The organism is Shewanella dokdonensis (assembly GCF_018394335.1).
Lineage (GTDB): Bacteria > Pseudomonadota > Gammaproteobacteria > Enterobacterales > Shewanellaceae > Shewanella > Shewanella dokdonensis.
The window spans coordinates 2694434-2720630 of record NZ_CP074572.1 but is presented as its reverse complement, the minus strand read 5'-3'; the positions used below and the strand labels follow the sequence as shown (position 1 = coordinate 2720630).

Sequence of the window (26197 nt, the reverse complement as noted above, 5' to 3'; positions counted from 1 at the left end):
CTGTCAGCAAAAAAGGCTTTATTGGCATCTTATGCTGTCAGCCACATTTGTCCAGTTATGCGGATGACTAACGGTTAACTCTGAGCTGCCATCACCACTGTTGGTGTGCCGGCGAGCACATAACCCTGGCGTTGTCTGGCTGACACTTCGGTAAAGTTACTCGACAGGATAGTATCCACAAAGTACCAAGTTGCGGCTGCACGTTCAGCACTGAGATCCAATAGCAAGTAACCGCGTTGCAGCAAATTGGTGTATTGCAAATCAGCCACCATGCCAACCACCGCTTGTTCATAACTGTCGATTTGGCTGGGATCCAATGCCAAATAATCTTCCATCCCCGGCGATGTCACCGAACTGGTGGCAAATTCTACCGCTACCGCATTACCATCCTGATCCCGCAGATTGTTGGCCCATGCATTATGGGTGTCGCCTGCTAGCACCACAGTATTCTTACCCAGCGCCCGTATTGTCTGAAGTAATACTTCACGCTCATAACCGTAACCGTCCCAAGCATCCAGGTTGTAAGGAATATTGGGCAATTGCAGTAACGCTAACACCTCAGGGGTGAGTTTGGCCTGATTCGCCAGCAGATAATCCAATTCAGCCTGCGTCAGTGTTGGATCTCCGGCCTGGGCTCTTGCCGCCAATTGTGCCAGTTGCCCCAACTCAGCATAATCGCTGATGGACATCTGTTGGGTGGCCACGGCGGCAGGTAACAGCATCCGCCCCATCAGTACCTGTTGTCCGATAACTTGCCAAGTGGCGGTAGAGGTTTGCAACTGTTGCTGTAACCATGCCAGTTGCGTTTGCCCCAGCATGGTACGGCTGCTGTCCGTGAGTGCCGCCATCAACCCGGTTTGATCAAAGTTACCATTTGCATCCAGATAATCGGCGTAGTCCAACTGTTTGTCGCGAGCCAGTAAACGAGTATCCAGCATGTGCAGATCTAATAAATCACCGAAACTGAAACTGCGGTAGATATCCTGGTTATCGCCTGCCTGCCACGGCCGAATTGGCAACCATTCAAAATATGCCTGCATTGCTGCTTCTTTTCGCAGTTCAAAGTCACCTTCACCATCGTTATGGTTTTCGGCGCCCTCTTTCCAGGCATCATTGGCCACTTCATGATCGTCCCAGATGGTGATAAAGGGCACCTTGGCATGTATTTTCTGTAGGCTGGCATCACTGCGGTATTGCGCGTAGCGAGTACGATAGTCGCTGAGCGTCAGCAGTTCATTAGCTGGTAACACCTCGCGCCCCAGTTCTGCCGCATGTTCACTGGCGTACTGACCTCGGCCATATTCATAGATGTAATCCCCAAGATGCAGTAAAGCGTCCAGATCATCTCGCTGCGCCGCCAGCTCATACACATTGAAGTATCCGGCCGGATAATTGGAGCAAGACATCACCGCCAACTTCACTGACGCGACACTCCCTTCTGGCAGGGTTTTAGTGATACCGGTTGGCGACTGTTGCTCACCTACGGCAAAACGATAGTAGTAACGAGTGCCAGGCTTAAGCCCTACCGCATCGATTTTCACCGTGTAATCCCGTGCGCTATCGGTCAGCGTTTCACCATTGGTCACCAGTTGTGAGAAGGCGGCATCTGTCGCCACCTGCCAAGAAACTTTCACCTTAGCGTCAGCCACCGGAGTGACTCGAGTCCACAGGATCACGGCATCGCTCAGCGGATCGCCGCTGGCAACACCATGTTTGAAAGTGGCTGCTACGGTATCAGAGTCATCATCATTGCTGTTACAGCCCATCAGCCCATAAGAGACAACGGCAGCACCTATGCCTTTAGCTGAAAGTGCCAGAAAACGGCGGCGGGAAAACGAACGGGTCATGAATCATTCCTTATTTAGCTATCCTTGAATGACCCGAATTGTCAGCAGCGGCGGTTACTGATGTGTGAATTTATCATTAAGTTTATAAGAAACCGCTGATTATTCATTTATCTCCAGTGCTAGCGTATGATAGGACAACGGCCAACCAAGACCCAGGCCGACACTGAGACAAGGGAAACACCATGAAAGTACAGGACATAATGACAGCTAATGTGGTGTGTATCAGCGACGGCGCCACTATCAAGGATGCGCACCTGTTGATGCAAAGCCGCGGGGTACGCCACCTGCCAGTGATTTCAGAAGCCAATGGCACTTTAGTCGGCTTGTTGACTCACAAAAAAATGGTCACAACCGTCATAGGATTACTCAATCGTTACGGCACGGGAGCGCTGGATCGACACGAGCGCTATACCCCGCTGGCAGAACTGATGGAAACCGATTTCACGCCGTTGACCACCGACACCGCGCTGACCGATGTAGTGGACTACTTTATCAGCAATAAACATGGCTGCTTGCCGGTCGTCGATAGTGAACGCAAGGTGCTGGGAATTGTGACCTCGTCTGACTTTGTTAAATTGTGCAGTAAGTTGCTTAAAGGCTAGTAGCAACGATTCCTCGACCAGAAACAAAAAAGCGATGCCGAAACAGCATCGCTTTTTTGAATTCGTCTTGTTATGACGCTTTTTCGGGCTGATGGATCACGCCCGTATAGCCAGTCTTCGCAATCGCCTGTAGCAATTTATCGGTATCGAAGCCCGCTGGCACTATCACTACTGCCTGACGGGTTTTCAGTGACGACTTGGCTTTGATCACCCCATCGGTTTGCCGCAACACTTTATTGACCACAGTAACACACAACGGACAAGTCATGGCTTCCACGTCAATAATCACTGTTTCGTTGGCGGCCCAAACCGCCGGGCTGCATAGCAACAGTAACATCAGCATTAAACGTTTCATTCAAACTGCTCCAGAATCCAAGGCAATACATAAGGATAAAGCTGAAAAGCCAGCACCAATGGTACCGCCAGCCAGTACAGAATTAACATCTTGGTGCGACTAAAAGTGCCGCTGCACAAGGGCCGACGTGAAAAATACAGGCGCCAGAATCCCAGTGCAATTAACCCCACCGATAACAGCAGCATCGGGTAATGCAGCCAAGTCAGTTGTTCCACGCCAGACAGGCTGGCCGCCGAGATCCCAAATACCAGATATAACAAGGGCCCAATACAACACAGGCTAGAAGCAACGGCGGCAATGACCGCAGTTGCCACAGTAGCCACAAAGCCGCGCGTGCTTGGCTGGACGTTAGCGCTGCTCGGTTGACTGGTAGTCATAAGCAAACACTTTTGGATCGTAGAAATTCACCGGATCGCCATCAACTTCGGCATACGGATAGGCAAAATCATTGATTGGCGTCTGTTCCGCACTCGGATACAAGTCGAAATCACGGCCATAGTTAAAGGCTATCCAGTTCATTTCCCAGTTACCAAACAGATAGTCGTTGACGGCCTGAGAGGCGGGATCCTGTTTATCCTTTTTCTCAACCAGGCGCATTTTCGTCACATCCCCGGATCAGCTGGCAACCAACCGTAACCCGCCAGATAGAACATCGCCCGGCAATGCTGCCCACCACTGATTTTGGCAACGCCGTTATCATCGGCACTACCAAACGCTTTATGGGAATATTTCCCCATCTTAATGGCTTGTCCAACGCGGATACCGAACACTTCTTTCGCCGGGATCCCTGCCGCCCGTGCCAACGCCACAAAGACGGAGCTGATATCGGTACACTTGCCGCCCATGTTGCCGGTTTTCAGAATGGTTGCCACATCGCCAGTACCACAGCCGATAACATCGTTGTCGCGGAACATGTTATCCGTCACCCACAGGTAGAGTTTATGGGCTTTTTTCAGCGGGTTAGTTTCAGCGCCGACGATTTTATCAGCGGTCTGTTTTACTAAACCATCGACCGGAATATGGGATGTTGGCAGCAGATAAGGTTTAACTTCGGCTGGATACTGAATCACCTCAGGCACTTTATAGTTATCCAGCTCACCGTTTTTACGCGGTTCCCAATCCTGGGTTTCAATCACAAATTCCAAGGTTAGGGCCAGTTTATTTTTAGCATCTGGCCAGGTGGCAAACAGCGTTTTGGCACCATAAGCATTACCAGTTGTGATATAAGCATCTTGATAGTTGCCTTGGTATTGCAAACTGTCTACATGTTGAAACGTCATATCAACAGGCAATGGGATCCACAGTTTCACTACACCAGCGGAACCTTCCGGCGCTTTTACATCATAGTGTTGAGTGACAGTAAAACGACGGCGGCCTTCTGTTGCGGTGGCAGCCGGTTTAGCCTGTACCGAGGTTGCCAGCAAGGGGCTGATCACCCCCGCGGTAGATAACAGCGCAGCATTCTTTAAAAAATCACGTCTTTGCATCGTTGAATTCCTTTATGGTTCCTACGTCAAGAAGCAACCTAAGCCGTGCGCCGGCTACAGAGCCTTTCATCATGGCGCAACCAAGCAAACAAGTGCTTTCCGACATTAAATGGATTAGTTGAGACAACTCTCAGTGGCTGAGCATTACAATACACAGCCCACTGAAAATGAAAACAGTCATTATGTCCCGAGGAGAAAAGAATATTAGCGTTCGCTCACAAAACCTCAACGCAAGTGCAATACCCGCCGTCATCATGATGACAACAGGCATTTTATCCGCAGTAAATGTTTGCCGCTATCAGCGCAGCCCCACTTCGACGTCACGGATAATAAAATTACCGGAGTAAATGGGGTGAGCTTCGCCCAAAGGTTCTAGGTCAAAAAATTGTTTGTGTTCGTCGCTAAGCCCCTCAAAACCACCGATGACCTGGAACAACCAGCTTTCGGCATCCCATGGCAACTGTTGCGACTCAAGATACTGCAATGCCGACTGGTTACGACCGGAATCGATAACCGCACAGAAATACTCTTCTACCGCCTGTTTCAACGGATTATCTGGAATATCAAAGGCTTCAGCGGCAACTACAGCCACAGGTTGCGCCTGTTGTAGCGTATGCGTTGACGAGCTTTCACGGCTGATAGCTTTCACACTGGCAACCAGTTCCAGCAGTTGGGGTTCATGCTGCGGGTTATGCACATCCACCGCTGCCGGTGCCAGTAAGGATTGCGCTTGATTAAACAACTGTGGGATCTGCTTATGAGCCACATGGTCGGCCACTTCGTAATCCGGGTGCAGATCGGTATATAGCAACCAGCCCTTGAGCAAACGGGTGCGCCCCTGAATTTTACGAAAACGTCCCAACAGTTCCAGCAATCGCCCCTGTACCACGCTGAGTTCCTGGGCGCAGGAGCTAAGGGTTTCTTGCAAACTGGTGACCAGCAAACGCCGCAGTTCTCGGATATCCCCCGCCAATTCGCCCAGTTCGCTGAACTCAAACATTTCCAACCCGTTCAACAGCTCGGTGACTTGGCTCTGTGCCAGCTCGTTCTCACGGATTTTGGCACTGATCGAACCGACATAGCCAAACTCGTTATTGATACGGCCCCACAAGACACGGATGGAGTAACGCAGACTTTCGGTAAAGCTGTACACCTGCTCAGACAAATCCCCCAGATAAGCTTCAGCAGCGCTGTAATCGACACTGGCGCGCGCTTCGCGATAATGACTCGCCAGCGTTTTAATCGTTGCCAGCGCCGAACCAACGTTAGCGTTGATCTGGCGATTACGTTCATCTTTCAGGCCGTCTTCCAACAGTGCCCGCACATTGCGCGACAAACGCAGCTGTTCGCCGGGTTCTGGACGCCACAAGATGCCGCTTTCGGTGAGTTTTTTAACAGCTGCCGGTTCCAGCTTCTCTTCGTCGATGCTGCCACCCAGATAGGTGTCCATCACCAGTTCGGCATGGCGGCCAAGCAAGCGCAGTAACTTGACGCCAGCCTGATGCAGATTGCTGCTCATAGCAGTTCCCTCTGGCTGGCGGTTTCTGCCTGCGCCTCCAGGCTCAGGCTCTCGGTTTCGTCAATAAAACGGATCACTTCATACAAATAATCCAACTTGCCAGTGGCGAGATAAATCTGCTTTTCCGGGTTTGGTCGTAATAGATAACCCAGTTCCACCAGCCGTTTGAACACCAGTTTTATCTGTCCGTCAACGCTGCTAGAGCTGGAACCAAACAAGCGATATTGGCTCAGTTTAGCCAGTTGTTCCCGAAACGCCGGCGTATCTTCAATGCGGGTCTGCAACTCGGTTAAACGCACCGGTGCACCTTCTGTCAGTGGCGCGTCCTGACCGCTGGCTTCCTGCACCAGCACCAGCCATTCCACTAGCGGGATCAACGACTGGCAGATCTCACGGAACTGTGCCGAAATGATTTTGCGTTCATTGTCGCCAAGATTAACGTAGCCACAAAAGAACACCTCGCCTTCAGCAGCCTGGGCCACCGTGCGGTTAATCTGGTTTAGATAGGCTTCGACTCGGTCGCGGGTGGCCGGATTTTTTAAGGCACGCCAGCCGTCTTCAAAGCTGGTACGGCAGATAAATTCGCCCCGCAACAGGCGCTCAATCAGTTCACCGTTGGCTATGATTTCGCTCATTTACACCGCCTCCTTCGCCAGACGTTCACTGAGTTTTTTGGCAATCGGGTCCAGTTTCGGTTTCACCAGCTGTAAGCGCTTAGTCTGTTTATTGATGATGTAACGGTTAACGAACAGGTTGAGCACTTCCGATTCCGGATTCGGGAACGCCCCGAGCACGCAGATATTGTTGTTTTCACAGGCATCAAAAATCTTCTTCACGTTGCTGTGATGCAAGGTGCCCAGTTCATCAATCGGCCAGTGAATGGTTACATCAGCCTTGCCACGCAGCAGCCGGGTAAAGGCCAGCAGGAATTTACACAGAATTAGATAAGCCATGCCGTGACTGGAAGATTCATTGAGTTGACGATCGGTACGGATAATCAGGTCAGAGTTACCTTCTTTCAGGCGCAGTTCAATCTCCAGCAACTTGGCAATGCCACCGGTCAGTGCAGAGCGACCGATAATATCCAGCGCCCGGCGCATACTGTCGGTGTAGTGTTCATCCGGTAACTTGCTGAAACCATCGGCTTTCCAGGCGCGGAACGCTTTGACGAAGGTTTCCAGTTCCGGCCAGAATTCCAGTTCGCTGATACGGGAGCGGATCTTCACCGCCGAATCGGAAACCCCTTCGAGGAACAGCTCTTCGCCCACTTCACGGGTAATGCGCGCACTTTGCGAGGCAATGCGGCGGTCGATATCCGCCAGCACATCGTAAAACGCGGTGAGATCCACACCGAAAATACGCCCCTGTTCCCGTAAGGCGGTGACCGACTGCGGCACCATCACGTTTAACAGTTGCTCCAGTGCCGGCACCAGCTTGCGATAATCCAATAAGCGAATGCCCTTATCGGTAACATAGCTGGAATCTTCACGGGCCCGTTCCCAAGTTTCGGCCAGGCTGGAACCCGATTTGGCAGCAATGACTTGATCGAAATGATCCACATACTGTTTGACTGAGCCCAACAGGTAATCGCGTTTCAGTAATAACTCTTCGCCCTGTCGCAGTCGTTCGCTGATGCTGCCCGGGGTTTCTTCGTTATTTTTTGGCAGTTTCAATTCGCTCAGTTTACGCAACAAGCCGCGCAATTTACTGAGGTTTTCGGAGGCTTCCACCTGCGCTGCATGGGACTGACGCAAGCTTGTTTCCAACTGCTGCCGTTGCTGTTTTACTTCACTGGCACGGTTTTTTAGCTGTTGCTCCAACGCAGATAGCGCTTGTTTGACCTTCGCCAGTTCACTCACCAGCTTAGGTTTGCGCTGTAGCCAGGTGTGCTGATACCAGTCTTCGTAACGCAGCACTTCACTGCGACGTTGTTCGGCGCTGGCAATCTGGCTGTCCAGTTCGCGCATCTGCCGTTTCAGCGCCACGATTTCATCTTCGTTGATACCGCGAGACTTAAGTTCATTGCGATACCAGCTATCGCAAGCTTTTTGTTCCTCTTTGGCGCGCTCGCGGCGCTGTAAAATACTGTCGCGAATCGTCTGTAACTGCTGCTCGATAGCACCAATGACATCCTGCCAGTACACCTGATTTTCCATGCGCGCTTCTAGCGCCAGCGATTTTTGTTCCTCAACCCATTCGAGATGCTGGTTGTGCAGCTGTTTCATCTCATAGTCGAGCTGTGTTAACCGTTTGCCAGCTTCGGCTTTACGCGCTGCCAGCGCCTGATTGATGGCGGTTTGGGCATTACGCCGCTCTTCCATCAAACGCCGCAAATCTTCGCGCAGATTCTTGTAGCTGGTGCGCGCCATGGTCAGCTCACGCCCGAGACTATCCAGCGCGCTATTGGCGTCGACCAGTTGCTCTTCGGCGGCTTGTTTCAGTGCCTCGGCATGTTGCAGTGCATCTTCGGCCTGCGCCAAGCGCGCCCGCAGTTCCGGCTCACTGGCGGCGTAAGCCGGAATATCCAGTGCTGGCAAATCCAGCGTTAACCCATAAAAGTTGTCGCTTTCGCCCAGATAGCCGGGGTGCAGATCGCTGCGATGCAGCAGTTCCGGATTCACCACCTTGCCCAGATGTTGTTCCCAGCCCGGCAGTTCACGCCGCAAAAATTCCAGCAAGGTATGTGACTGCGGAAACAGCATTTGCCGGATATCATCCAGTTCACCTTGGCGCTCATTGACCCTCAGTGAGGCCAGTCGCAACGCTTCGGTCACCTGCTCGCGCTGCGCTTTGAGTTTGCGCTCTTCACTACCGAGGCGTTCCACCTTAACGTTAGCCGCTTCCTGTTCGGTATCGGCGCGTTCAATACGTTCATCAAACACCGCCAGCGCCAGCTTTTCCTCTTCGGTATAGCTGACGTTGTTCACCAACAGTTGCTGCTCAGCTGCCGCTAACTTCAGTTGGTATTGTTGTTCCTGAAACTTGGCTTTGCCCGCATCAATGCGCTCACGCCATTCATTATCAAGCTTGGCGGTGTCTTCACTGGCAAGTTGTTTTTGCTTATCTAGCTGTTCCCGCTGTTCATCCTGTTGTTGATGCAGTTTTTCCAGTTCGCGGTTGAGCTGCTCACCGATTTTGCTGCGCCGGGCGTTATAAGCGGCTTCAACGTCCTGATGTTTTTCGGTCAGCAGTTTATGACGCTCACTCAGGCTTTCCAGATCGGCGCGCCACAGTGGCAGTTGTTCCAGATGCGCTTTTGCCTGCTCGATATCGGCATCCAGATAGGCATTCTGCTGGTTTTCAATTGTGTCGAGTTCATCTTCCAGTTTGTTGGCATCGCCTTTAGCGGCCGACAGTTCCTGGTTGATCTCATCGCGCTGTTCTTTCCACTGTTCGTCCAGGGTTTTCAGGCGGAAATTACACTCTTGCGACAAGGTTTGTTGTTGCTCTTGCCGCTGACTTTCCAGCACTTCGTCATGCCGATAGCCCTGTGACAGGCTGGCTAAACGCAGCTCGGCGGCTTGCAGTTCATTGAATTCCTGATCCAGTTTGTCGAATTCTGGGCGAATTTTTTCAAAACCGGCAATCAACTGACTTTCGCGGATCCAGGATTCGACCCGTTGCGGATTGATGCTGGAGGTTGGCGGATTGACCCCGTCTTCTTCCAGAATGGCGGCAATCATCGACTTGACGGTTTCCATCTTGCCCTCTTTCGAGTGCACCGCCTTGGCCAGTTTTTCTATGTGCCGTAATGAATGGTCGGTCTCGCACAGCGAAAACTGCCGCGCGTAATTGCGCAGTTCACTGCGGTTGCTGCCGGTATTCAGCAAACTGCGATCATTCTGTATAATGGCGCGATATTCGCGGGTGTTGAGCAGATTGGTGTACGGTACGTTCAGCTTACTAAAAACATCCCTCAATTTGCCCATGGTGTGGCAGATAATAGTGTCACCATTCTGTGACTTGATGTAGTCAGCTAATTCAAAACCTTTGCCAATAAAGCGGTAGTTAACCCCTTTGCCATCCCCCGCCGAAGCCAGCACCGCCTGATACAGCAAGCCATCGGCTTTCTGGTATTCGTAAATGATGTAGCTGGACTCGCGTGGCAGATACCAGCGCTCGAAGCTGTCACGGGTCGATGGCACCACCCGGCTGGGGTATTCGCCGTAAAATACTGGCACCAAGCGCTGCAAGGTGGTTTTACCGGAGGCGTTAGTCCCACAAATATTGGTATGGCCGTCGAGGCGCAGTTCCACTACGCCCGGCAAGTGGGTGTCGATCAACAGAATTCGGATCAAGCTTGGCATATTTGTCCTTGTTATACAGAGAGAACGGCGGCTCACGGCAATACCGTTCACGCAGGCGGCTTCTGGCCGCTTTATCTTAGCTGGTTAAAGTAAAGGAAAGCCCTGATGTTGGCAATGTCAGGGCGGTAGCGGCGTGACCGAGATTATTCTGGCTTAAACAGGCCGATCACTTGCCCCTGTGCCTTATCGGCGACTTTGGCTTCCGTCTGTTGTTCATGGTAACCACATTCAGTACATTCGACCGTTTCTACGCCATTATCCTTATATAGGACGATGCTATCGAGCGCCTGACATTGGGGACAACGGGCTCCGGCAACAAAACGCTTTCTGGATTTGCTCATTTTTTACTCAACCACAGATAACATAACGGCTATTTTGCCACATTCTGCGGCGTTAACGTAAGTTTGCCGCATCTGCACTATAGCGGAAGCCGCAGCTTGTGGGCTATGATCGGCGTTTTCATTTGTATCACTATTGCGTTAGCCCATGATCACCATATCCCACGCGCAACTCATCCGCGGCAGTAAAGTACTGTTGGATGATGCTTCCGTCACCCTTTACCCCGGTCACAAAGTGGGGCTGGTCGGCGCCAACGGCACTGGCAAATCGTCACTGCTGGCACTGATCATGGGCAAACTGCACCTGGATAAAGGCGATATCAGCGTACCCGCGCAGTGGCGTATTGCCACTGTAGCCCAAGAGACTCCGGCGCTAGACATGGCGGCACTGGAATATGTGCTGGATGGCGACCGCGAATTTCGTGATTTAGAGAGCCAGTTAAAACTGGCAGAACAGCGCAACAACGGAAATAGCATTGCAGAACTGCACGGTAAGCTTGATGCCATTGGTGCTTATAGCATCCGCGCCAGAGCTGGCAGTCTGCTGGCAGGTCTGGGATTTAGCGAGCCCCAGCAAAGCCAGCCGGTAAAGAGTTTTTCCGGTGGTTGGCGTATGCGCCTCAACCTCGCCCAAGCATTGTTGTGCCGCTCAGAACTGTTGCTGCTGGATGAACCCACCAACCACTTAGATCTGGATACCATGTTCTGGTTGGAAGGTTGGCTCAAGAGCTATCAGGGCACGCTGGTGCTGATCAGCCACGACCGTGATTTCGTCGATGCCATCGTGGAAGAGATCATCCATGTCGAAAACCAGAAGCTGAATTTCTATCGCGGCAATTACACCGCCTTTGAAGCCATCCGTGCCGAACGCATGGCGCAGCAGCAAGTCGCTTATGAAAAACAGCAGCGCGAACGCTCACATATGCAGTCTTACGTCGACCGTTTCCGTTACAAGGCCAGTAAGGCCCGACAAGCGCAAAGCCGCCTTAAAGCACTGGAAAAAATGACGGAGTTGTTGCCAGCCGCAGTGGATAATCCGTTCCAGATGGAGTTTCGTCCACCTTCGGCACTGCCCAATCCGTTAGTGATGATGGAAAACGTGGCCGTTGGTTATGGCGATACCACTATCCTCAACTCGGTACATCTCAATCTGGTTCCGGGAGCCCGTATCGGTTTATTGGGGCGTAACGGTGCCGGTAAATCAACCTTCATTAAACTGCTTGCCGGACAACTTGAACCGCAACGCGGTAAATATCAGCCTAATCCCGGCCTCAATATCGGTTACTTTGCGCAGCATCAGGTGGAATATCTGCGCCTGGACGATACCCCATTACAACACCTACAACGGCTGGCACCAGAGCAACGGGAACAGGAGCTGCGAGACTTTCTCGGCGGTTTCGGTTTTCAGGGCGATATGGCACTGTCACCGGTGCGGCCATTCTCTGGTGGCGAAAAAGCCCGGTTGGTATTGGCGTTACTGGTGTGGCAGCGCCCAAATCTGTTGCTGTTGGACGAACCCACCAACCACTTGGATCTGGAGATGCGTCACGCGCTGACCGTGGCCTTACAGGATTTTGAAGGCGCAATGGTAATTGTGTCTCACGACCGCCATCTGTTACGCCTGACTTGCGATGATTATTATCTGGTCGATAGTGGCAAAGTCGAGCACTTTGCTGGCGATCTGGAGGATTACCATCAGTGGTTACTGGACGCGGCCAAAGCCGCCAAGCCACAATCGTCAACAGACAACAAACCCCAGCAAGACAAAAAGTTACAGAAACGTCAGGCCGCGGAACTGCGGCAAAAACTGTCGCCACTGAAAAAACAACAGAGTAAGCTGGAAGATGAACAACAACAGGTGACCGAACGCCTGGCCGAGCTAGAAAACCTGCTAGCCGATACCGAACTGTATGAAGAGCAACATAAGGCCAAACTGACCGACGTCTTAGCCGAACGCGCCAAACTCAACCAACAACTGGAACAGAGTGAATTGGGTTGGCTCGAATTACAGGAACAGATTGATGGTATAGAACAAGCCGCCTCAGCCTAACCCTGATGGATGAGCATAGTCAAAGCAAGGAGCACAACGTGTCATCACAAAGTATTTTTACGCCGTCATTGTGGCAGACATGTGAACAGTATTATCCCGCGATAGAAGTCACCGCACAGCAGTTACAAGATCAGCATGGTGTTATCATCAATCTGCTGTTACTGGCACTGGAGCTGGATCATCAACAATTGCACTTACCCAGCCAGCGCTGGCAGCAATTACACGAATTTATCGACCAATGGCAGCAACGTATCCTGGTGCCCTATCGGCAACTCAGGCGACTGGCCAAAACCCATATTGATAACGATGACTACCAGCAGATGTTGCAGTTAGAGTTGCAGTTGGAGCGTAAAAGCCAACTGGTTATTTTACAGCAGTTGAGACATGTAACGCCGGAGCCACAAATGGCGGATCAATCTAACTTGCAAGATTATCTGACGTTATTACAACTGGATCTGCGGGATTTTCCGGAACTCATACAGCAAGATAATTGCTGTGATAAACTCGCGATGAGTTTGTAATTCAAGAGTCGTTATGCAGCCGTTATTTGCACCGCCCTGGTGGGGCAGCAACCCACATCTCCAGACCATTCTGCCAGTACTGACAAAAGTCGCCAAAGTGGCCTTACAGCGCGAGCGGCTGGAACTGGCTGATGGCGATTTTATCGATCTCGACTGGTTATCACCGCCCCATGATGGTCAACCCTTGCTGGTACTGCTGCACGGTTTGGAAGGCAGTGCCAATTCGCATTATGCCAGGCGAATGCTAACAGCCTGTGCTCAGCAACAACTGGCCGCAGTGGTGCACCACCATCGCGGTTGTTCTGGGGAACCCAATCGGCTAGCACGCAGTTACCACAGTGGTGATACTGCGGATATCAGCCACACATTACAGTTGCTGCGGCAACGTTACCCACAATCACCATTACTGGCGGTAGGCTACAGCCTTGGGGGTAATGTTCTGGCAAAATATCAAGGGGAACAAGGAGATGCCAGCTTGCTCAGCCGTGCAGCAGTCGTTTCTGCGCCACTTGAGCTGGCCGGCTGTTCCCGCAAACTGGAACAGGGATTTTCCCGGTTATACCAGCGCTATTTGTTACGACAGTTACAACAAAAGATGCAGCATAAGAGAACTCAGACACCCACAACGCTGCCAGATAACAACGCGATTCGGCAACTGAACACTTTTTATAAATTTGATGACCAGCTTACCGGCCCGATGCACGGTTTCTCAGGCGCCGACGATTATTATCAGCAGGCTAGCGCGCTACCATTGCTTGGTAATATCCAACGGCCAACCTTGTTTATTCATGCCGCAGACGATCCGTTTATGAGCCGCTCAGTGATCCCGGATATCGACAGCTTGCCTAGCTGTGTACAATATGAGTTATATCACCACGGTGGTCATGTAGGTTTTATCAATGGTGGCACGCCATGGCAGCCCAAATATTTTCTAGAGCAACGTCTGTTGCAATACCTGCTGGAGGATGAGCATGCTGGTTCCCTATGAGGCGCTCTTGCAACTGTCCGCCGCTACTTTAGACAATTTAATCCGTGAATATTTGCTATCACAGATAGAAGATGGCAGTTTCAGTGACTTGGATGAAACCGCGGTTCAGCGGGCAAGCGAGCGATGCCGCCACGCGTTGCAAACCGGCGAATTGGTGGTGGAATATAGCGAAGAAGATGAATCTGTAGCTATCCGCTCCCGGGAACAGATTATTCAGCGAACCAGTACCAGCGAAGATTGACCGGACCGGCTCAGTGCCGTATAAGTAACTGCCTGCCGTTACAGTATCATAACATTTGGCCACCCAGTTCCGGCAAGTGACCGCTTCAGACACAGGTAGCAATCATGTCAGCAAAACATCCCATTATCGCCGTTACCGGCTCGTCCGGCGCCGGCACAACCACCACCACCACCGCCTTTAGTCATATCTTCCGGCAGTTAGGGATTAATGCGGCTATGGTAGAGGGCGATAGTTTTCATCACTATACCCGTGCCGAGATGGAAGTGATGATCCGCAAGGCCAAAGCGGAAAACCGTAACATCAGTTATTTCGGGCCAGAAGCTAACGACTTTGACCGTCTGGAAAAATGTTTTGCCGATTACTCAGCTAGCGGTCAAGGCGAAACCCGCTCCTACCTGCATACCTTTGACGAAGCGGTGCCTTACAATCAGATGCCGGGGACGTTTACCCAATGGCAACCGTTACCCGATAACACCGACATGCTTTATTACGAAGGCCTGCATGGCGCGGTGGTGACCCCGAAAACAACGTGGCACAACACGTAGATTTGCTGATTGGCATGGTGCCTATCGTCAACCTGGAGTGGATCCAGAAAATTATCCGAGACACCAGCGAACGCGGTCATACCAAAGAGAAAGTGATGGGTTCTATCGTGCGTTCGATGGAAGATTACATCAACCATATGACGCCCCAGTTTTCGCGCACCCATATCAACTTTCAGCGCGTTCCCACGGTAGACACATCGAACCCTTTCAGCGCCAAAGACATTCCCAGTCTGGATGAAAGCTTTGTGGTAATCCGTTTTCGCGGCGTAGATAACGTCGACTTTCCCTTCTATCTGCAGATGATCCAAGGTGCATTCATGTCTCGGGTAAACACGCTAGTGGTGCCTGGCGGCAAGATGTCATTGGCGATGGAATTGATCCTCACCCCATTGATTAAAGCCTTGATGGATAGGCGAATTGGCACCTTAGAACAGGAACTGGAATAATCGCTTTGCCAGTTAAATAGATTAAGTTTGCTTTAAGCCCTTACCGCTATATTGTCAGCTATCGGGCTTTCAGAGCAAATCTGAGTGCTGACCGCCAGGTGGGAGTGATTCCCCCTCAAGATCTGTTTGTTTCTACCCGGCTAAGTCGGTAGCCCGATTCATATGTGTGGATGACTTTTTCTCTCATATTTTTGCCCATTTTGGGCATTTTTTTTAGGTTTAATCCAAGGGTAATATTTCACGGTAGGGTTTGTGTTGCAGGTAATCCTGCAAACGCAATTGGAACTCGCTTTCCTTACCCTGGATTTTCCCTTTATCGGCCTGCAACGCAGCAATCGCCTGCCGCTGGGTTTTAACTGCGGCCGAGAAATTTCCTATCTCAGCATAAGCCGCGGCCAGATTATCCAGGTTGGTTGGATCCTGTTGGTCAGTTTTCAACAGATCCGTTGCCAGTTGTAGCGCTTTTTCGCCATTGCGATACTGTTTTTCTGGGCAAGTTGCGAGGATCCACGCGGCATTGCCCATAGATACCTTATCGCCGGCAGCCGTGAAATATTTCACCGCCTTACCACAATGGCGGTTGACGCCATCCCCGCCCGCCGCATAAATAAAACCGAGACGGAAACGCGCCCAGCGGTCATCATTGTCAGCCAGTCGCAGATACCAATGTTCTGCCAGCGACAGATCGCGTTTGATCAGTTTGCCCTCAAAAGCGAGATCCGCCAGCGTTTTCTGTGCATTAAGCTCGCCACCATCGGCGGCTTTCTTGAGCCAGGAGATCCCCAGAGTCTTGTCAGTCTTCACAAACCGCCCAGAGACATACATCAATCCCAGCAAATATTGTGCATTTACCTCACCGTCTTCGGCATTGAGCTGCACATAAGCCACTTTGCTGTCGATCAGCTCTTGCTGTGGCTGCGGAATAGAAAATGCCTCGGCGTCTGTCGCTAATGTCAGCGTCAGCCCCGAAACAAGCCCAAGTAATAAATGCGGATATCTCACAACAGTATCCCTGCGTATATCAAACCGACTTCAAAGTTAGCCAGAATTAACTAGCAAAGTCGAGCATTAAGCTACGGTAGCTGTATAAAAGATAAACGGTACAGCATACAGAGATTCGTCCCCATGCAAATCCAAGCTGCAAGTTGTGATTTGCCCTGCAAGACTGGCATCTGGTGCGCTGCTAAGCAGAGGTAATTATTGACTTATGTCACTAAAGTATCAGAATGTTGTAATTATTAAGCAGTTATTAATTTTTAAGGTGCGCAAGGATTGCAGCACGAAGTTGGTCACAGGATAGATTTGGGCCGATTGACTCAAGATCATTATTTAGCATACTCTAACTTTACACTAAACAATTGAGGAACAAAGGCATGGCTCTGATTGGTAAGCCAAAACCGGATCCGACTTTGGAATGGTTTTTATCTCACTGTCACATTCATAAATATCCAGCCAAGAGCACATTGATCCACGCCGGTGAAGGTTCTGATACCCTCTATTATATTGTGAAGGGTTCCGTCGCAGTTCTGATTAAAGACGACGAAGGCAAGGAGATGATCCTGTCTTATCTGAACCAAGGTGACTTTATTGGTGAATTAGGCTTGTTCGAGGAACAAGCGGAGCGTACTGCCTGGGTTCGAGCGAAACAAGCGTGTGAGATTGCCGAAATTTCCTATAAGAAATTCAAGCAATTGATCCAGGTAAACCCAGAAATTCTGATGAAGCTGGCAGCGCAGATGGCGCATCGTCTGCAAAACACCAGTCAGAAAGTCGGTAATCTGGCGTTTCTGGATGTGGCAGGCCGTATCGCCCAAACATTGCTGCATTTGGCTAAACAGCCCGATGCGATGACTCATCCAGACGGCATGCAGATCAAGATCACCCGTCAGGAAATTGGGCAGATTGTGGGCTGTTCCCGCGAAACCGTTGGCCGTATTCTCAAGATGCTGGAAGAGCAAAATCTTATTCAAGCACACGGTAAGACCATAGTGGTATACGGAACCCGTTAATCGCTGATTCAGATTGATTTAATCCTGATTTATTAAAGTGGCCGAGATGTAAATCTTGGTCACTTTTTCGTTTTTCAGGAGTGTTGATGAACCGGCTAAATCAACTGTGCTGGGCAGGTCTGTTACCTGTTATCGCCCACGCCAATGTAGCCAGTTTACACTTACAAGCGGATCACAATATTGCCAAGGAACTCGTGCGCAACGGCGAAATTCTCTCCCTCGATACCACCTTATCTAAGCTACAACATTTCTGTTACGGCCAATTGGTTGACGCGCATCTCTACCAGCAAGACAACAAATGGCGTTATGATTTACTGATTAGAATTGACCAAGACACCCTAGTGCGACTGGATCTGAATGCCAGCACTGGTGAACATGATGGTCAACCGTTACCTGAAGAGTGCCATCCTTATGAAACTGCTCCTCGTTGAAGACAATGATCTGCTGGTGACTGAATTGGTTAAGCAGTTGAAAGTTGCTGGCTATGTGACTGATGTTGCGGCCAAAGCAGTCGATGCTGACTATCTGATCAAAGAAACCCAGTATGATTGTGTGATCCTGGATATCGGTCTGCCTGATGGCAATGGTTTGGAACTTTTGCAGAGCTGGCGTCAGCGCGATATTAACACCCCCGTGATTATGCTAACGGCTCGCAGCCAATGGCACGAAAAGGTGGAAGGCTTTAATGCGGGTGCCGACGATTATCTCGGTAAACCATTCCATACCCAGGAACTGCTGGCGCGTTTACAGGCCGTAATCCACCGCACCCACGGTCGGGCAACCACCCCCAGCAAACAGTTGAGCTTTGGCGGCGTGGTTTTGGATGAAACCGAACAGACAGTGACGGTGAATGAGCAGTGTTTTGAACTGACCGCCATGGAATTTCGGCTGCTGCGGATATTTCTGATGTCGCCTAAGAAACTGTTATCCAAGGCACAACTGAGTGACAAGCTGTATCAGTTTGACGATGAAAAAGAGAGTAACGTCGTTGAAGTCTATGTAACGCACCTGCGTAAAAAATTGGGCAAAAGCGCCATAGAAACTCGCCGCGGCCAGGGCTATATCTTCCACGGTACGCAATTGTCATGATGTCGATAAAAACCAAGCTGACCTTGTGGCTAACAGCCTTAGTGCTGCTCAGTTCACTTATTGGGCTTGGTTTTATTGAATCAATGCTACGCCAGGCATTCCACGACTCCATCATTGACCGTCTGCACGAAGATTTAGAGCAGGTAATTCTCGCCAGCAATATCAGTAATGACGATGTCTTGGTCGACAAGAGCCAACTCTCCGGCTTCTATAATCCCGCCTACTCCGGCCGTTATTACCAGATCAACATAGGGGATATTGAAGTTCGCTCCCGCTCCCTATGGGATAAACATCTGAATATCACGCCACTGGCACCGGGAGAAAGCCGAGTATGGCAGACCAAAGGGCCACAACATCACGACATTCAGCTGTTATCTAAAGGATTAACGCCCATCGCGGGTCATGGCAATCCGACGATAACCGTAGCGCAGGATCTCAGTATTGGTCGCAAGGTCTTCACCGAAGTCTATGGAGCCAAGCTGACCGTTAATATGACAACGCTGCTGGTGATGATCCTCGGCATCTTTTTGATCCTGCGCCAGTCCTTTAAGCCGGTGACCAAAATGAAACACGCCTTAGCAAAACTACGGGAAGGCCAGAGTTCATCGTTATCGCTGGAAAGTGTTCCTGCCGAGATCAAGCCCTTAGCTGAGACTTACAACGAACTGCTGGAATATACCAGCAATCAAATTCAGCGTAGCCGTAATAACCTTGGCAATCTGAGTCATGGATTAAAAACACCGTTAGCTGTGATGCGCCAACAGGTAGAAGTCCTCGGGCTGAAAGACCCGGAAACGGCGGCGGCATTGGAGCAGCAACTGGATCAAATCCATAAAATGATCGAGCGTAAACTGGCTGCCGCTCGCATTACTGGAGATATGCTGCCCGCGGCACAGATGGTGATCCCGCGCGATTTAGACAGTTTATGTGTCACCATGGGCAAGGTGCACCACCATAAACAGGTCAAATATAAATTTGATATCAGTGAACAAGTCTCTCGGCTGCCAATCCACCGTGAAGATGGTATGGAACTCTTTGGCAACCTTTTAGATAACGCCTCCAAATGGGCCAACGAAACAGTGCTAATCCGCATCTGGCTACAACAGGGCGAGATTCAGATAACCATTGAAGATGATGGCCCAGGGGTACCGCAAGTAGAACTGCATAAACTCATGCGGCGCGGTAAACGCCTAGATGAAGAAGTTGCCGGGCATGGTCTGGGACTCTCTATCGTTAAAGATATTTGCGACCAGTACCAGCTGCAAATCAGCTTTGAAGCTAGCCCATCATTGGGCGGATTAAAGGTTTTATTACAGGTGCCCAAGCACTAAAAATCGTGGTTTCCACAGTTATTGACCCGCCAGCACTACCACCATTTTTTGATTAACACGGCCAAGCGTGATTAACAGAGCAAGGAGCGCCCCAAACAAGGCTCAGGCGCTAGCGAGTCAAAAAGCTCTCACCGGTCAGCCCCAAAGCCTTCTCAATAGAAAGCTCTCGCCTATACGCTGCTTAGCTTTTCGCATTGGTGCTTTCAAAAATCTTATCTGCTGACGCCGCCACAAACCCGGTATACAACTTGCCATCGGCTTTCGGATAACGCAGCGCAAATTCATAAAAGCAGCTGGGGATTTCCATCGTACGATCACCAAAGGACACCGGAATACGGTCAGCCATGGTAGACGATTGCTCCAGTAGTACCGCTGCCGAGCCTTTAATCTCGCCGCCAGCGCTATTCAACACAAAACCGGCGGTCTTTAGCGCCTCATTCACCGCTTGCAGCGTTGAGAAGCCAGCCAAATGATTCACCGACACCGTAAAATGGTTGGCGCGATAGCCAAAAGCGGCCACCCAAGCGGCATATTCGCTCTCTTCCAGCAACCGTGAATAGGTAGCGTAATCCATCGCCCAATGGCGACCAGAATAGAGAAAATCATCGGCAGTCGTGACATCCTCGGGGATCTGCGCCACCAGCTGCGCCACTGTCTGCTGCAACCAGGGTGAAAACTCGTCCACCAGCAGTTCGGAGATAAACACTTTGGGTTGAGTATCATCGGGATGTTCGAAGTGTTTAGCCCGCAGCTTTTTCTGTTCAAACACATAGTCGCCACAGGCCTGATATCCCAACGCTTCAAAATGCGCCGCCAGTACCTGCAACGCCACTTTGGGCAAATTGAACGTGCGTAGCGCAATATGATCGTTGATGATCGCCTTGCCATGGCCTAGCAACTGATGCACCTTGGCTGCCGAGGGTGTCATGGAGATGTAATCCTGCCACATGGCGGCAAATAGATTGTCGATGTCCTGATGCATATATCCTCCTGATGTTGACCAATTGCCGCTACATCGCGCCCCCGCAACGGCTATAAAAAGGGAAGCAGCAAATGGCTTCCCTGGCAAATTTACAGCGTTAAGCCTGGGCTCAGCGTTGCTGGCAGGCTCAAAGTATCAGATTCCATAGAAGCGACCGGATAAGCACAATAGTCCGCAGCATAGAAGGCGCTGGGGCGATGATTGCCGGAATCCCCGATACCGCCAAAGGTGCTGAACCGGCAGCACCGGTGATCTGTTTATTCCAGTTAACAATTCCCGCGCGGCTACGTGCAAAGAAATAGTCAAAATCGGCGCGGCTATCGGCCAGCAAGCCGGCAGACAACCCGTAACGAGTGTTATTGGCCATCGCTATCGCATCATCAAACTGTTGATAACGGATCAATTGCAATAACGGGCCGAAGTATTCTTCATCTGGCAATTCAGTTACTGCACTGACATCAATAAGCCCAGGTGACACCAGCCCGGTACCCGCTTGCAACTGCTGCATCACCACTAATGACTGACCGCCCAGTTGCTGTAACCGTTGCTGCGCCGCCAACATGCACAGTGCGGCCTTTTCTGACACCATAGCGCCCATAAAGGGCTGCGGTTCAGCATTCCACGGCCCAACTTTTATCGCGTTAACCGCTTTAACCAACGTAGCGATTAGCGCATCGCCCTGAGCGCCTTGCTGAACATACAGGCGGCGGGCACAGGTGCAACGTTGCCCCGATGAGATATAGGCTGACTGGATAATCTCGTGCACCGCCGCATTAATGTCGCTAACGTCTTTGACAATCAACGGATTATTGCCGCCCATCTCCAATGCCAAAATCTTACCTGGGCGTCCGCCAAACTGCTGATGCAACAATTGTCCTGTGCGGCTACTGCCGGTAAAGAACAAGCCATCAATATCATGGTGCCCAGCCAGCGCTTTGCCGGTTGCCACTTCCCCTTGCACCAGATTGATAACACCTGCTGGCAAACCGGATTGCTGCCACAACTGCAACATCAACTCCGCCACTTTTGGGGTCAGTTCTGAGGGCTTGAACACGACTGTGTTACCGGCCAGCAAGGCCGGCACGATATGGCCGTTGGGCAGATGTCCCGGGAAATTATACGGGCCAAACACCGCCACAACACCATGGGGCTTATGACGTAACACCGCCCGAGCCGCGGGTAACTCACTCTCGGTCATCCCGGTACGCTGTTGATAAGCCTTGGCTGATAGTGCGATTTTACCAATCATTGCCGCCGCTTCGGTGGCGGTTTCCCACAACGGTTTACCGGTTTCTTCGGCAATGGTATTGGCTAACCGTTCACGATTGGCTTCCAGCTGTGCACGGTAGGCTTCAATTTGTTGCAAACGCCCGTCGAACCCCAGCATGAACCAGTCAAACTGCGCGGCTCTGGCCGCAGCCACTGCCGCATCAACCTGTGTTGCTGAGGCCGCGTTGCCTTGCCAGAGTATCTCGCCGTTAGCTGGATTGTATGAAGTCATCTTATGACCATCACCTTCAATCCAGTGACCATTGATAAACTGCGTCATGGGTTTCCTCCTAAATAGGTAAGATCCGCACCTGCTGTCCAGACTGGACTCGTAATGCCTGAGCATATTGAGGCGACAAAGAAATTTGATTGCTTTCAGCCGTTAGCGTCAGCGGTAGTGCTGCCGCACGGAAATCAGCCACTTGAGTATTGGCAACTATGTATTTGTCGCCGCTTGCGGCCATCGGGCCAATGGTGACGGTCAGCAAACGGCTATCGCGTACAGCGCGGATCTCCTGCAGATTACATTCAACCGTTGGGCCACCATCAAAAATATCGACATAGCCACGGCAGCGAAAGCCTTCGGCTTGCAGTAGGCTCAACGCTGGCCGGGTATTGGTATGCACTTCACCAATCACTCGTTGTGCTGCCTCTGGCAACAGACAAACATACACTGGGCTGCGGGGCATCATCTCCGCCATAAAGGCTTTCTGTCCCAGCCCGGAAAGATAGTCCGCTTCAATAAAATCGATACCAAGAAAATGTTGCTGCAACCAGCCATAGAAAGGTGAGTGACCAGCGCTATCACTAACCCCCGCATCTCGGCAATCACAGTGTCACCAAAACGTGATGGATGCTGCGCCAAAAACAGAAAACGGCAACGTGAAAGCAGACGGCCATTCGAGCTCTTACGGTAATCCTTACGCAAAAATAGGGTGCACAATTCAGCCGCGCCGGTATAGTCGTGGCACAGGGTGAGTGTTTCCACTTCATTGCGCACACCAATCTGCGCCGAATGATACACTTCAGTGCCAATACGGTAGTGATAGAAGGCATCTTCCATCCCTACGGCGCCTTCAATACCACAAGTTCCCACCACTTCGCCGCTGTCAGTATCTTCCATGACAAACAGGTAACTTTCATCAAAAGGCTTGCTGACGGGCTTGCCGAATGATGCTTCAGCGCGACGGATTTTCGCCGCCAGCACCTCATCATTGACGGGCAAAGAGGTAAAGCCGTGGCCTGAAGCTTCGGCAATGTAACGCAGGGCAGTAAAATCAGCCTGGCAAATAGGCCGGATTATCAACATGGTTAACTCTCCTGTGTCCCCACTGAGTATCCGACGCCGTAGCGCCGGATACGGGGAAAAGCGTAAAGGTCAGGTACCACAGCTTCCTGAACGCTTTAAGCTGCAACTATCTGGGCGACAGCTTTTTCCAAGCGAGCCATGCCTTCAGCAATGTCTTCCTCGGGAATGATAAGTGAGGGGGCAAAACGCAGTACATTAGCACCAGCAACCAGTATCATCAGACCATTGTCGATTGCCGCCAACAGGAAATCGCGACTGCGTCCCTGATATTTTTCGTTCAGTACCCCGCCAATCAACAGCCCTTTACCACGCACCTGAGAAAACACATGGTATTTGTCGTTGATGCTATTAAGACCATCGCGGAACAACTGTTCACGGCGTTTAACCCCATCCAGCACTTCTGGGGTATTAACAATATCCATCACCGCGTTACCAATGGCGCAGGCCAATGGATTACCACCGTAGGTAGATCCGTGAGTGCCCACCTTAAAGTGTGCAGCAATTTCAGTGGTTGTTAACATGGCGGCAATCGGGAAACCGCCCCCAAGTGCTTTAGCGGTGGTGAGAATATCGGGCACTATGTCGGTGCCCATATAGGCATACAAATCACCAGTACGCCCCATGCCACTTTGCACTTCATCAAACACCACCAGGGCGTTGTATTTATCGGCTAATTCACGCACCTTGCGCAAAAATGCGGGGTCGCCGTTAATAATGCCACCTTCACCCTGCAATGGCTCCAGCATGATAGCGCAGGTCTTTTCTGACACTGTCGCTTCCAACGCGGCGATATCATTGTACGGAATGTGAGTAATCGCCTGAGGTTTAGGACCAAAACCATCAGAATAGGCCGCCTGACCGCCCACACTGACAGTGAAAAATGTGCGGCCGTGGAAAGCTTTATCAAAGGCAATGATCTCGTCTTTCTCTGGGCCATAGTTGTCTACTGCGTAACGACGAGCCAGTTTCAGTGCCGCTTCGTTGGCTTCTGCACCAGAGTTGGCAAAATAAACTTTTTCAGCAAATGTCGCATTAACCAACTTAGTTGCCAGCGCCAGTGCCGGTTCGTTGGTCATCACATTAGACAAGTGCCACAGCTTTTCGCCCTGTGCTTTCAGTGCCCCAACCAGCGCCGGATGACAATGTCCCAAACAAGTCACCGCAATACCACCGGCAAAGTCGACATACTCTTTATCTTGCTGATCCCACACCCGGCTGCCCTGACCACGCACAGGGATTACCGGAGATGGTGCATAATTAGGCACCATCACTTCATCAAACTGAGCACGGGTCAGATTCATTTTCACACTCATTCCTGAATATCCTTTATGATTTCAGACAGCGTTGTAACCGCTGTCCCTTCGCAGTTAATCTCTCTTTATCGTCTAGTATTACTGCGGTTCGGTGTTTTAGATATGTGACATTAATAGCGAAATTGTGATCAAAATACCAGATTGATCAGGGTCGGCGCTTAACTCTTCGAAGGGTAAGTGCATAAAGATCTGATTTTAGGAAGTAAAAAGGCAATTAGCCGATATTTCCAGGCATAATTAGTCACAAAAAAACCAGCCGAACCACAAACGGTTAACTATTCGTTTAAAGTGAATAGTTAACCAGAATAATAGCAGTAGTTGCGATTGGGTAGAAGCCGAGATTAGCTGAAAAAATAAAGAAATTTTGCTGACTTGTAACCCAGAGCGTCAACCCAGCTTGCCAGTCATTAGGACTATCAAAACAGCGTTAGTTTCCGGTAGTTCAGCCCTTGCAGCCGGATAAGCTCCTGTTCGCTCATTGCATAATAACTATACAGTAGTTGTTTATCGCGAAAACTTAATTGGTTTGCCTCTTCAAGCAGCAGGCTCTGTGCATAACAACTGGCTTTAGCGGCTAGTTGTGCCGTTAGTGGCATCTGTGCAAAGCCGTCACGATCCTGTAACACCTGTAACTGTGAGACCAGTTCACTGTCAGCAAAACCTAACCACTGTGGCAATTGCCAATTCAGTTGCATACAGTGCTCTGACACCAGTTGACAGATCTCAGCGGCCGGGAAGTCGCTAACCGCCACCGCATCATACAGCTCTTTATCCCGCGCTTTACTGGCTTCTCTCAACCAGTTACCACGCAGCTGTTCAAAAATAGTCGCGCCAATCCCCAAGATCACCGAGGTTCCCATTTGCCGCATCAGTGCCAAGCTATACAGCAAGGCGCCATCCTGTTCATGCAGCACAGCGAGAGCCCTGGCCGCTACGCCTTGGATCTGTGCATAACGCCACAACTTGCGGTTAATCCATAACAGGCTAGCATGTCCGAGCGGTAACCAGTGACGGCAAATATAAAACGGGATCAGCAACCGCAGATTATCCAAGCCGATATAACCGAGCACCAGTTTTAAGTCAGTCACCTGTAAGTCACTGTTTTGTGGCCTTCTGGCACCAAATACCGGACTATTGACCATATTGGTTAAATCCTGAACTAACCAAGTTTGGCTCGCGACAGCTAGCCGTAAACTACCGAGATCGAGTTTTGGGGAATTAAGTAACTCCAACAGTAATAGGTGTTTATCTGACACTGGACTTTGGCGTTGGATGACTGCGGCAGAGGCCAACTGGTTTGCCAGCTCGGTTTTCAGGCTCATATGCAGTTGGCTGTTAATCTGCTGTGCTAACTGCTTGTTCTGCTGCTTTTTAGCAATCCGCAGCAGTGCGGCTTCCCGTTCAACCTCTAATTTGAAGGCAACGGCTTCCAGCTCCGGTTCCGGGTCGTCCCACACCGGGGTATTAGTTGGCGTTCCCATAATCAACTGTTGCAGGAACTGCTGTTCCAGTGCTGCCACTGGTGCGGGTTTAAGCCCGCCGGAAACCGACGCTACCACCTGTGTAATTGCCCTCTTGGCTTGCAGCCAATGAAAATCTGCATCATTAATATATTTTATATGTACTCCTGCCAAGAAACGCCAGTGATA

The 26197-nt window shown here is 50.8% G+C and carries 22 protein-coding genes and 3 pseudogenes; 10 read left to right on the top strand and 15 right to left on the bottom strand.

Going from position 1 to position 26197, the window contains the following annotated elements; all coding sequences use genetic code 11:
* Nucleotides 1-74 precede the first annotated feature (74 nt).
* A complete protein-coding gene (locus KHX94_RS13125) occupies nt 75-1847 on the bottom strand; it encodes an alkaline phosphatase D family protein (protein WP_213680996.1) in 1773 nt (590 codons plus the stop codon).
* Between the two features lie 182 nt (nt 1848-2029).
* Between KHX94_RS13125 and KHX94_RS13120 the strand changes: the two genes are divergently transcribed.
* Entirely contained in the window at nt 2030-2449 is a 420-nt protein-coding gene (locus tag KHX94_RS13120) for a CBS domain-containing protein (RefSeq protein WP_213680995.1), read from the top strand.
* A 70-nt stretch (nt 2450-2519) separates the two neighbouring features.
* Here the strand turns inward: KHX94_RS13120 and KHX94_RS13115 are convergent, their stop codons facing one another.
* From KHX94_RS13115 to KHX94_RS13085, 8 genes are all read right to left on the bottom strand, one after another.
* Nucleotides 2520-2804: a heavy-metal-associated domain-containing protein gene (locus KHX94_RS13115; protein ID WP_213680994.1), complete on the bottom strand. Its 285-nt coding sequence runs from the start codon at nt 2802-2804 to the stop codon at nt 2520-2522.
* The gene (locus KHX94_RS13110; RefSeq protein WP_213683437.1) at nt 2801-3118 is read right to left on the bottom strand and encodes a mercuric transporter MerT family protein; all 318 of its coding nucleotides are present in this window, start codon (nt 3116-3118) and stop codon (nt 2801-2803) included. The genes KHX94_RS13115 and KHX94_RS13110 overlap by 4 nt, the downstream gene beginning before the upstream one ends.
* Before the next feature lie 34 nt (nt 3119-3152).
* Nucleotides 3153-3401: a hypothetical protein gene (locus tag KHX94_RS20575; protein WP_244859146.1), complete on the bottom strand. Its 249-nt coding sequence runs from the start codon at nt 3399-3401 to the stop codon at nt 3153-3155.
* A 5-nt stretch (nt 3402-3406) separates the two neighbouring features.
* The gene (locus KHX94_RS13105; protein WP_244859145.1) at nt 3407-4291 is read right to left on the bottom strand and encodes a transglutaminase-like domain-containing protein; all 885 of its coding nucleotides are present in this window, start codon (nt 4289-4291) and stop codon (nt 3407-3409) included.
* A 298-nt stretch (nt 4292-4589) separates the two neighbouring features.
* Nucleotides 4590-5810 (bottom strand): phosphoenolpyruvate carboxylase, encoded by a 1221-nt coding sequence (locus KHX94_RS13100; RefSeq protein WP_213680993.1) that lies wholly within the window; start codon nt 5808-5810, stop codon nt 4590-4592.
* The gene (locus tag KHX94_RS13095; protein WP_213680992.1) at nt 5807-6445 is read right to left on the bottom strand and encodes a hypothetical protein; all 639 of its coding nucleotides are present in this window, start codon (nt 6443-6445) and stop codon (nt 5807-5809) included. The genes KHX94_RS13100 and KHX94_RS13095 overlap by 4 nt, the downstream gene beginning before the upstream one ends.
* Nucleotides 6446-10117: an ATP-binding protein gene (locus KHX94_RS13090; protein ID WP_213680991.1), complete on the bottom strand. Its 3672-nt coding sequence runs from the start codon at nt 10115-10117 to the stop codon at nt 6446-6448.
* A 143-nt stretch (nt 10118-10260) separates the two neighbouring features.
* On the bottom strand, nt 10261-10458 hold the full coding sequence (locus KHX94_RS13085; RefSeq protein WP_213680990.1) for a YheV family putative zinc ribbon protein: 198 nt from the start codon (nt 10456-10458) through the stop codon (nt 10261-10263).
* Between the two features lie 145 nt (nt 10459-10603).
* On the opposite strand from KHX94_RS13085, the gene KHX94_RS13080 reads away from it, so the two are divergent.
* The 5 genes and pseudogenes from KHX94_RS13080 (at nt 10604) to KHX94_RS13060 (ending at nt 15246) form a co-directional block, all read left to right on the top strand.
* Entirely contained in the window at nt 10604-12505 is a 1902-nt protein-coding gene (locus tag KHX94_RS13080; RefSeq protein WP_213680989.1) for an ABC transporter ATP-binding protein, read from the top strand.
* 38 nt (nt 12506-12543) lie between these two features.
* Nucleotides 12544-13026, top strand: coding sequence for a TIGR02444 family protein (locus KHX94_RS13075; RefSeq protein WP_213680988.1), 483 nt, complete (start codon nt 12544-12546; stop codon nt 13024-13026).
* Nucleotides 13027-13039: 13 nt separating this feature from the next.
* Complete coding sequence (locus KHX94_RS13070; protein ID WP_213680987.1) at nt 13040-14014, top strand: hydrolase; 975 nt, start codon at nt 13040-13042, stop codon at nt 14012-14014.
* Entirely contained in the window at nt 13998-14255 is a 258-nt protein-coding gene (locus tag KHX94_RS13065; protein ID WP_213680986.1) for a YheU family protein, read from the top strand. The genes KHX94_RS13070 and KHX94_RS13065 overlap by 17 nt, the downstream gene beginning before the upstream one ends.
* Nucleotides 14256-14359: 104 nt before the next feature.
* A pseudogene (locus KHX94_RS13060) lies at nt 14360-15246 on the top strand (phosphoribulokinase).
* Nucleotides 15247-15465: 219 nt separating this feature from the next.
* On the opposite strand, the gene KHX94_RS13055 reads toward KHX94_RS13060, so the two are convergent.
* Complete coding sequence (locus tag KHX94_RS13055; RefSeq protein ID WP_213680985.1) at nt 15466-16248, bottom strand: tetratricopeptide repeat protein; 783 nt, start codon at nt 16246-16248, stop codon at nt 15466-15468.
* Between the two features lie 371 nt (nt 16249-16619).
* Here KHX94_RS13055 and crp point away from each other — a divergent pair, with 371 nt between their 5' ends.
* The 4 genes from crp (at nt 16620) to KHX94_RS13035 (ending at nt 19675) form a co-directional block, all read left to right on the top strand.
* Nucleotides 16620-17255, top strand: coding sequence for a cAMP-activated global transcriptional regulator CRP (crp, locus tag KHX94_RS13050; RefSeq protein WP_133039871.1), 636 nt, complete (start codon nt 16620-16622; stop codon nt 17253-17255).
* 86 nt (nt 17256-17341) lie between these two features.
* Entirely contained in the window at nt 17342-17686 is a 345-nt protein-coding gene (locus KHX94_RS13045; protein ID WP_213680984.1) for a PepSY domain-containing protein, read from the top strand.
* Nucleotides 17667-18344: a response regulator transcription factor gene (locus KHX94_RS13040; protein ID WP_213680983.1), complete on the top strand. Its 678-nt coding sequence runs from the start codon at nt 17667-17669 to the stop codon at nt 18342-18344. The genes KHX94_RS13045 and KHX94_RS13040 overlap by 20 nt, the downstream gene beginning before the upstream one ends.
* Nucleotides 18341-19675, top strand: coding sequence for an ATP-binding protein (locus tag KHX94_RS13035; protein WP_213680982.1), 1335 nt, complete (start codon nt 18341-18343; stop codon nt 19673-19675). The genes KHX94_RS13040 and KHX94_RS13035 overlap by 4 nt, the downstream gene beginning before the upstream one ends.
* A 181-nt stretch (nt 19676-19856) precedes the next feature.
* Here KHX94_RS13035 and KHX94_RS13030 read toward each other — a convergent pair whose 3' ends face one another.
* The 5 genes and pseudogenes from KHX94_RS13030 to KHX94_RS13010 form a co-directional block, all read right to left on the bottom strand.
* Entirely contained in the window at nt 19857-20657 is an 801-nt protein-coding gene (locus tag KHX94_RS13030; protein WP_213680981.1) for a DUF1338 domain-containing protein, read from the bottom strand.
* 89 nt (nt 20658-20746) lie between these two features.
* Nucleotides 20747-22206, bottom strand: a pseudogene (gene astD / locus KHX94_RS13025) (succinylglutamate-semialdehyde dehydrogenase).
* Between the two features lie 10 nt (nt 22207-22216).
* Nucleotides 22217-23235, bottom strand: a pseudogene (astA, locus tag KHX94_RS13020) (arginine N-succinyltransferase).
* Between the two features lie 95 nt (nt 23236-23330).
* On the bottom strand, nt 23331-24548 hold the full coding sequence (locus KHX94_RS13015; RefSeq protein ID WP_213680980.1) for an aspartate aminotransferase family protein: 1218 nt from the start codon (nt 24546-24548) through the stop codon (nt 23331-23333).
* 416 nt (nt 24549-24964) lie between these two features.
* Entirely contained in the window at nt 24965-26182 is a 1218-nt protein-coding gene (locus KHX94_RS13010; protein ID WP_213680979.1) for an HDOD domain-containing protein, read from the bottom strand.
* Nucleotides 26183-26197: the final 15 nt, after the last annotated feature.